A 7,286-nucleotide genomic window follows, 5' to 3' on the forward strand; every position below is an offset into this window, starting at 1 on the left:
GTCCCCGCGCACGTCCCGCACCTTCTCGCACGTCCCGCACGTCCCGCACGTCCCGAACGTCCCGCACGTCCCGAACGTCCCGCACGTCCCTCGCTGTGCCCGAACGTGCCCGAGGGCCCGGCGGCTCGGCCGCCGGGCCCTCGGGCACGGATGGGGTCAACGGGACGCTCAGGGGTGCGGGACGACGGCCACCGGGGCGGGCGAGTGGTGCAGCACCGCGTGGGCCACCGGGCCGAGCCGCGGCCCGAACGGGAGCGGCCGCTCCCGCCGTCCGACGACGACCAGCGAGGCGTCGTGCTCCGTGGCGGCGTGGAGGAGGGCCCAGGCGGCGCCGTCCAGCCGGAGTTCCTCGACCACCTCCGTGCCGGGGTACTTGGCCCGCCAGGGCGCGAGCGCCTGGGTGAGCGCCTCCCGGGCCGCGTGCTCCTGCCCGGCGATGTCGACCGGCGGCGGGACCAGCCCGGTGCAGAAACCGGCCGGTACCAGCTGCCAGCTGTGCACCACGCGCAGCGGAACGCCCCTGAGGTCGGCCGCGGCGAAGGCGAAGTCCAGCAGCGCGTCGGCGGGTTGGCGGACGTCCACGCCCACCAGCACCTCCCCGTCCGGGCTGCCGATACCGCCCTCACCGGTCACCTCGTGCGGGGCGCGGACCAGGACGACGGGGACGCGGGAGCGGGCGGCGACGGCGAGGCCCACCGAGCCCACCAGCAGACCGGCGAACCCGCCGAGGCCGCGCGAGCCGACGACGAGCAGCTCGGCGCGGTCCCGGTCGGCGCCGTCGAGCAGGCCGTCCGCCGGGTCGTCGCCGATCAGCCCGGTCTCCACGGTGAGGCCGGGGTGCGCGGTGCGCAGCCGTTCCGCCGCGGCCGCCAGCGCCTCGACGGCGGCCGGCGGCAGGTCGTCCGGGCACGGGGTCCCGGCGTCGGCCACCGCGCCCGTCGCCAGCCACGGCCAGACGTGCACCAGCCGGACGGCCGCGCCCCGGGCCCGGGCCTCCCGCGCGGCCCAGTCGGCGGCCGCCTCGCTCTCCGGTGATCCGTCGAAGCCGGTGACGATCTGTCGCGTGGTCATGAGGAGCCTCCCGGTGGGTGGGCCCGCCCGTGGGTCGCGGGCCTCTGCCCCCACTGTCCCGCCGCGCGCCCGCCCCACCCAGGGCCGGACGGGCCCGGTTCGGCCGGGACCTTCGGCCCTCGTTCCGTACGGGGAGCTCCGGGCAGCCCCGCCGTAAGGCCCTTGCGCGTGAGCGGACGTGACGGATCGTCAGTTCGGCGTGAGGCCCGCCTCGTCCTACGCCGCCGGCCAGGACGACGCCGTCCCGCAGAGGAGGATCCGCCCGTCCATGGTGCCGACGACCAGCCGTCCCGCTCCGGCCACGGCCAGGGACAGGCCCGTGGTCGGGATCCCGTTCACCCGGAGGCGGGTGCGCCAGCGCGGAGTGCCGTCCGCCGCGTCGAGGGCGAGGAGTTCGCCGGAGGTCAGGGTGGCGTAGACGGTGGTGCCGTCGGTGTCCAGGGCGGTGACGGGGTGGTCGCCGGTGAACTCCCACTGCGGCGCGCCGTCGGGGAACCGGCGCCGGACGATGAACACACCGCCGGGTTGCAGGCCGTGTCCGTCGTGGACCGCCCCGGCGTGCACCAGGGCACCGCCCGTGCCGCCGCCCGTGCCGGCGCGGACCTCGGCGTCGGTGAGGCGCAGGGCCGGGCCGCCGAAGAGGTGGCGGCCGCGTTCGGCGTCCCATTCGAGGGGGAACAGCCGTCGGATCACCGGCTCGCCGTCGCCACCGTCCTCCGGCGGGTCGACGGCCACCACCCACTTGTCCTTCCAGTGCTTTTTCTTCTTCCCCTGGAGGAGGAGCAGTTCGGGGCTGCGCCGGACCGGGAAGTACTGGTTGCGCCCGTCGTACCCGCCGACGACCACGCGGGCGGCCCGCGCGCCGTCCGGCCCGACCAACAGGGTCGCGGGCCGGGACCGCTCGAAACGGGTGTCGCGGAGCGCGATCCGGCCGTCCAGGGAGGCCGTGAGCGCGGCGGGGTATCCGACCTCGACGGTGTCCAGGGTGCTGCCGTCCGCGAGGGAGAGCCGTTCGACCGTGCCGGGGACGTCCTTCCAGCCCTTGCCGTCCCTCCAGCGGGACGGCCGGGCCACGTTGACCCAGACGGACCGCAGGTCGGGGCAGAGGGACAGCTGGTGCGCGCCGTCGGGGTCGGAACGCGCCCACTCCGGCTCGCCGGAGGGCAGCCGGCACTCCAGCGCGGTGCCCTCCAGTGCGGCCAGCACCCGGCCGTCGGCCAAGGCCTCCACGGCCCGGACCTGCCGTCGCAGCGACCAGGACGTCCCCCGTTCCGCACAGAGCGTGCCGAGGGCCTCCCGGACGGCCGGTCGGGGGCCGTGGTCGCGCCGCTCGGTCTCGGCCCGCGGCCCGGTGAGCTCCTCGCACCGAAGCTCGCGATCGGCGACGGCGAGCCAGTCGTCGCGCTCGACCAGGGCGGCGAAGTCGTGGGTGAACGCGTCCTCGGTCTGGTCGTCGTACGGGGACAGCCGCAGCTCCAGGGTGCGGCCGTCCTCGCGCCAGCGCACCCGGCGGACCTCGCGGCCGTGCCGGAGCGCGGAGACCACCTGCCCGTCCGTCAGGTCGACGAGCAGCAGCTCACCCTCGAAGCAGTACCCGCCGTCGTACGCCCCGGTGCCCACGGCCAGCAGCGGCAGCGCCGGGTGGAGGTCCACCGAGAGCACCGGCCTCCGGGCCCCGACGACCAGGCGGCAGTCCAGCCCGTCGAGCCCGTAGACACCGACCCGGTGCCCGTCCCACTCCTTGACGGAGCGGCCGGGCCAACCGAGATCGCCGAGATCGCCCCCGACGGCGATCAGGCGCCGCCGCTCACAGCGTGCGATCGCGACGGGGTCGCCGATCTCGGCGAACGGGCCACCGCCGAGGACGCGGCGGACGGACAGTGGTTCAGACATCGGGTGGACCTCCGGGTGGATCGGCGGTCATCCTCGCACGCCGGTGCCCACCTGCCGGCGGCCGGCCGGCCGGCCGTTGGGAAGCGGGGTGGGCGGCGTCCGGGCCGGATGTCCGCGTGTCCGGATGTGACGGGGAATCGTCATTGCGGCCATGCGGCGGCGGCGCGGAGGATGGGTGCATGCCCACTTCGCACCGGGTTGTCATCGCGGTCTTCCCCGATGTCGACCTCCTCGACGTCACCGGCCCGGCCGAGGTCTTCTCGCTGGCCAACCGGGAGACCGCGGGCCGGGCCGCCTACGACGTCCGGCTGGCCGGCCCGGTCGCCGGGCCGGTCCGGACCGCGGCGGGCGTGCGGCTGCTCACCGATGTGGCCTTCGGGGACGTCGGCACGCAGGTGGACACCCTGCTGGTGCCGGGCGCGGTCGACCTGACCGAGGACGGCCCGGTGGCCCGGATCGACGGCGAGGTCGTGGAGTGGGTGCGGGCGACCGCGCCGCACGCACGGCGGGTGGCCTCGGTGTGCGTGGGCGCGCACGTGCTGGCGGCGGCCGGACTGCTGGACGGGCGGACGGCCACCACCCACTGGTCGACCGCCGCCCAGCTGGCCGCCGACCATCCGGCGGTCACGGTGGACCCGGACCCGATCTTCGTCCGCGCCGACCGCGGGCGGCTGTGGACGGGCGCCGGCATCAGCGCCTGCCTGGACCTCGCGCTCGCCCTGGTGGCCGAGGACCTGGGCGAGCGGACCGCGCTGGCGGTGGCGCGTCAGCTGGTGATGTACCTCAAGCGGCAGGGCGGACAGAGTCAGTTCTCGGTACCGCTCAGCCGTCCCGCCGCCGGCCGCCGGGACATCGACGAGCTGCGGCTGTGGATCGCCGACCACCTGGACGACGACCTCTCCGCGGCCGCGCTCTCCGCCCGGATGTGCCTCAGCGAACGGCACTTCGCCCGCGTCTTCAAGCAGGAGACGGGCACCAGCCCGGCGGCGTACGTCGAGGCCGCCCGGATCGAGGTGGCCCGGCGGCTGCTGGAGACCACCGACTGCGCGCTCGACCAGATCGCCGCCGCCGCCGGGATCGGCTCGGCGGAGACCCTGCACCGGGCGTTCCGGCGGCAGTTGGCCACCACCCCGGCCGCCTACCGGCGCCGTTTCCGCGCTCCGGTGGCCTGAGCCCACCGGAGCACCCGCGTACGCGCCGCCGCGCCGTGCCCCCGCACGCCCTGAACACCCCCGACGAATCCGGCAGACCGGACACCCCGGCGAACCCCCCGACCAGAGGAGCCCCCGATGAGCACGCACCACCCCTCCAGGACCCTGCGCGACGTGATCGGGCTGGACGAGCGGCCGCCGCGGCTGAGCGAGTCCATCCTGATCATGATCGACTTCCAGAACACCTACCGCGGCGGCGTGATGGCCCTGGACGGCGCGGAGGAGGCCGTCGCGGCGGGCGCCCGACTGCTGGAGCGGGCCCGTGCCGCGGGCGCGCCGGTCGTCCACATCGTCAACGACGGCGGCGCGGACACCCCGTACGACATCCACGCCCCGATCGGCTCGATCAGCGACGAGGTGGCGCCCGTCGACGGTGAGCCGGTGGTGGTCAAGCAGCTCCCTAACGCCTTCCACGCCACCGAGTTGGAGAAGGTGCTGGCCGGGTTCGGCGTCGAACCGGGCAGTGGCCGGGACCTCGTCCTGGCCGGCTTCATGACCCACATGTGCGTGACCTTCACCGCGCAGGGCGCCTTCAACCTCGGTCACCGGCCCACCGTCGTCGCCGAGGCCACCGCCACCCGCGCGCTCACCGCGCCGGACGGCATCGTCCAGCCGGCGCCCGCGCTCCAGGCCACCGCGCTGACCGTCATCACCGATCTGTTCGGCCTCGTCGTCCCCACCGTCGACGACCTGGAGGACTGAACGACCCGAGACCATTTCCAGCGGGGGAGGGGGAACGGGCGGGGGCGCGGTCGGCGGAACCCGCCGCCGTGCCCGCCCGCCGTGCCCGCCCCCGCCCGCCCCCGCCCGCCGTGCCGGCACCCTCGGGCCCGGTGTACGGAGCTCGGGGTACGAGGCTCAGGAAACGAAGCCCACGACGCCGAAGCCCGGACGGGCCTCCACCGCGCGCAGCCACCCGATGACGTCCATGACGGCCTCCACCACCTCCGGCTCCAGCGGCGGGGCGTGGTTGTCGCGCTTGGTCTGCTCGAACTGCTCCAGCGCCGCCACGCAACTCTCGTACGTCCACTCGCCGCAGCGCGGCAGCTCGTAGGTCGGTATGCCGTCCGGCAGGCCGTCGTAGTAACCGAGCTCCGCCACCGAGACGGCGGTGATCCGCAGCGCCCGCAGCCCCTCGTCCACCATCTCCAGCCAGGAGCCCCGGAACGGGGAGAAGCTGGAGTTGTCGAGGAACGAACCGGTCAGCGCGCACAGGCGCTTGTAGGCGTAGCCGTACTGGAAGCTGTACTGGGCCGCGGCGTCGTAGGGCCCGCCGTACACCACCGCGCGCAGCGCCTCGTACGCGGTCGGGGCGCCGTCGGCGATCTCGGAGTCGAACCAGCTGTCGCTGGAGGCCAGGTCGTCGGCGAAGCTGTCGCGGATGACCTGGAGCAGCTGGTCGTCGCGGGAGCCGACGAGGGCGCGCGCGGCCTTGGGGTCGAGCAGGTAGACGCTCAGGGAGGAACTCATGTGATCACGTTAGCGGGGGCGACCGACAGCCGGTACGGGTGCCCGGTCACACGGCCGTGGGCTCCCGGAACCGTGCTGAGCGGCGGTCAGGACCGTGTCAGGGCTCCGTCGGAGCTCTGCCCGGGCGTGGTCAGTGTGTGAAGGACAGGACGAGGTCGTCCGCGACCGGCCGGTAGCCGATCTGCTGGTAGATCGAGTTGCTGGTCGGGTTGGCGAGGTCGGTGTACAGCAGCACCTCCTTCGCGCCGCGTCCGAGCGCGTGGGCGGTGGCGGCGAAGGTGGCGCCGCTGGCGTAGCCGCGGCCCCGGTGCGCGCGAGGGGTGTAGACCGGGCCGATGCGGGACATCCCGGCGATCACCGGGCTGTCACCGGCCATCGCGACCGGCTGCCCGCCGTCCTCCCAGAGGTGCAACCGGCCGTCGGCGATCCGGGCGTCCACACCGGCCGCGTCCCCGGGGCCGTCGAGGCCGACCTCGGTGTGGAACTCCTCGGTCCAGCGGACGAGCAGCTCGCGGTCGGCCGGCCCGGCGGCCCGGTGGCGTCCGGCCGGTGGGCGCGGCGGACCGGTCAGGTCGCCCAACCGGTAGAGCCGCTGGCCGACCTTGACGGAGGAGGTCGCGCCGGTGGCCGACTGCCAGGCGGCGGCGAAGGCCCGGGCCTCCTCGGTGCCCCCGGCGATTCCCGGCAGCCCGGTGAGCTCGGCGAAAGGGCCCCGGGCCGCGGCGAGTTCGGCCGCCAGCTCGGCCGCGGCCCGCAGCGGCATCACGCCGAGCCGGGGCTCGTACGGGGGTGTCCGCAGGAAGGCCCCTTCGACCGGCGCGCCGGCCTCCGGGCGCCACCATCCGAACACCGGCGGCCGGTCTCCGAAGACGTCCAGGCCCTGTGTGGTCACCCGGTCGAGCACCGTGAGGAGCACGGTGTTCCGGGCGGGATCGGCCGCCAGGTGGTCACCGGCCTGGTCGAGGAAGTGCCTCGGATCTCTGCTGAGCGTCCATGTCATGACGCATTGTCACCTCGCGCGCGCGCCGGCCGCGAGTGGTTTTCCCGCTGCGTCCGCCCGCTGCGTCCGCCCGCTCCGCCCGCCGCTGCGCGCGCCGCTCCGCCCGCCGGCGCTCCGCCGGGGAACGTCACTCCCGCACGGGCGCTGTCCCGGACGGACGCCCGGTGGCGTGGCCGCCCGGCCGCAGGGCCAGGCCGGCGCCGACGGCCGCCGCTATCAGACCCAGCAGCGCGAGCGGGCGGGACCACTCGCCCGCCCCGGTCGGCGCGAGGGCGACCGGCAGGACCATCCCGGCGGCGGCCAGCGCGGCCAGGGCGTGCGCCGGCCGCGGCGCGCGGCGCTGCGGGCCGAACGCGTCGAGCAGCAGCAGGTACCCGATGAGCAGGACGGCCACCGCGACGCCCCGCCACGCCGGGGTGTCGCCGACCGCGGCGAGCACGACGGAACCGGCGGCCAGCACGGTGGTGCGGGCGGCGGCGATCCGGGCGGCCCGGGTGCGCGGGGGGCGTTCGGTGCCGTCGGGCGGGACTGCGGCCCAGAGCGCGAGGGCCGCGACGGCGGCCGCGCCGATCGGCCCGGTGCGGTCCAGCACGGTGCCGGTGCCGCCGCCCACGCCGAGGGCGGCGAGGGCCAGCGCGGCG

Annotated in this window: 7 protein-coding genes; 2 read left to right on the top strand and 5 right to left on the bottom strand. The window is 75.9% G+C overall.

Annotated elements, in window-relative coordinates; all coding sequences use genetic code 11:
- Positions 1 to 168: 168 nt before the first annotated feature.
- Together ACWEQL_RS27005 and ACWEQL_RS27010 are read right to left on the bottom strand one after the other, a co-directional pair.
- Positions 169 to 1,071 carry a universal stress protein gene (locus ACWEQL_RS27005; RefSeq protein WP_452152912.1) on the bottom strand — a complete coding sequence of 301 codons (903 nt, stop codon included), beginning with the start codon at positions 1,069 to 1,071 and terminating at the stop codon, positions 169 to 171.
- A gap of 216 nt (positions 1,072 to 1,287) precedes the next feature.
- Positions 1,288 to 2,964: an outer membrane protein assembly factor BamB family protein gene (locus ACWEQL_RS27010; protein WP_452152913.1), complete on the bottom strand. Its 1,677-nt coding sequence runs from the start codon at positions 2,962 to 2,964 to the stop codon at positions 1,288 to 1,290.
- Positions 2,965 to 3,143: 179 nt separating this feature from the next.
- On the opposite strand from ACWEQL_RS27010, the gene ACWEQL_RS27015 reads away from it, so the two are divergent.
- Positions 3,144 to 4,136, top strand: a complete 993-nt coding sequence (locus tag ACWEQL_RS27015; RefSeq protein ID WP_452152914.1) for a GlxA family transcriptional regulator — start codon at positions 3,144 to 3,146, stop codon at positions 4,134 to 4,136.
- A 117-nt stretch (positions 4,137 to 4,253) separates the two neighbouring features.
- On the top strand, positions 4,254 to 4,877 hold the full coding sequence (locus ACWEQL_RS27020) for an isochorismatase family protein (RefSeq protein ID WP_452152915.1): 624 nt from the start codon (positions 4,254 to 4,256) through the stop codon (positions 4,875 to 4,877).
- Between the two features lie 156 nt (positions 4,878 to 5,033).
- Here the strand turns inward: ACWEQL_RS27020 and ACWEQL_RS27025 are convergent, their stop codons facing one another.
- The 3 genes from ACWEQL_RS27025 to ACWEQL_RS27035 all read right to left on the bottom strand — a co-directional run.
- The gene (locus tag ACWEQL_RS27025; protein WP_452152916.1) at positions 5,034 to 5,645 is read right to left on the bottom strand and encodes a DUF7691 family protein; all 612 of its coding nucleotides are present in this window, start codon (positions 5,643 to 5,645) and stop codon (positions 5,034 to 5,036) included.
- 130 nt (positions 5,646 to 5,775) lie between these two features.
- Positions 5,776 to 6,645 carry a GNAT family N-acetyltransferase gene (locus ACWEQL_RS27030; RefSeq protein WP_452152917.1) on the bottom strand — a complete coding sequence of 290 codons (870 nt, stop codon included), beginning with the start codon at positions 6,643 to 6,645 and terminating at the stop codon, positions 5,776 to 5,778.
- A gap of 127 nt (positions 6,646 to 6,772) precedes the next feature.
- On the bottom strand, positions 6,773 to 7,286 hold a 514-nt coding region (locus ACWEQL_RS27035), incomplete at its 5' end, for a hypothetical protein (protein WP_452152918.1).

It is taken from the genome of Kitasatospora sp. NPDC004240 (assembly GCF_053603215.1).

Bases quoted from the DNA above. Each gene is read 5' to 3' on its own strand.
- ACWEQL_RS27005 (WP_452152912.1), bottom strand. From the start codon at position 1,071: ATGACCACGCGACAGATCGTCACCGGCTTCGACGGATCACCGGAGAGC.
- ACWEQL_RS27010 (WP_452152913.1), bottom strand. From the start codon at position 2,964: ATGTCTGAACCACTGTCCGTCCGCCGCGTCCTCGGCGGTGGCCCGTTC.
- ACWEQL_RS27015 (WP_452152914.1), top strand. From the start codon at position 3,144: ATGCCCACTTCGCACCGGGTTGTCATCGCGGTCTTCCCCGATGTCGAC.
- ACWEQL_RS27020 (WP_452152915.1), top strand. From the start codon at position 4,254: ATGAGCACGCACCACCCCTCCAGGACCCTGCGCGACGTGATCGGGCTG.
- ACWEQL_RS27025 (WP_452152916.1), bottom strand. From the start codon at position 5,645: ATGAGTTCCTCCCTGAGCGTCTACCTGCTCGACCCCAAGGCCGCGCGC.
- ACWEQL_RS27030 (WP_452152917.1), bottom strand. From the start codon at position 6,645: ATGACATGGACGCTCAGCAGAGATCCGAGGCACTTCCTCGACCAGGCC.